This is a genomic window from Hyphomonas oceanitis SCH89 (genome assembly GCF_000685295.1).
GTDB lineage: Bacteria > Pseudomonadota > Alphaproteobacteria > Caulobacterales > Hyphomonadaceae > Hyphomonas > Hyphomonas oceanitis.
In genome coordinates, this window is sequence record NZ_ARYL01000179.1 from 1 (window position 1) to 324 (window position 324).

The 324-nt window shown below is 60.5% G+C and carries 1 protein-coding gene; it reads left to right on the forward strand.

The annotated features are described in order from the left end of the window. A partial coding sequence (locus HOC_RS20820) for an HAD-IC family P-type ATPase (RefSeq protein ID WP_035542850.1) occupies nt 1-324 on the forward strand: 324 nt, incomplete at both ends.

The following is a 324-nucleotide window of genomic DNA, read 5'->3' on the forward strand; positions in this document are numbered from 1 at the left end:
TTACGAAGAAGTTTGAGCGGATTTTCGTGCCTTTGATCATCCTGTTGGCCGTCATCACATCTCTCGCTTTTCTGGTTCTGGATGAGGCGCCGTCGGACAGCTTTTATCGCGCCATGGCCGTTCTGGTTGCGGCTAGTCCGTGCGCGCTGGCGATCGCGACACCAAGCGCAATCCTGTCTGGCGTCGCCCGTGCGGCGCGTGGAGGCGTTCTCATCAAGGGCGGAGCACCGCTCGAAGCGCTTGGACGCGTCGATGCCATTGCATTCGACAAGACCGGCACGCTCACCGAAGGCGATCCCCGCCTCGTTGATATCGCGCCCTATG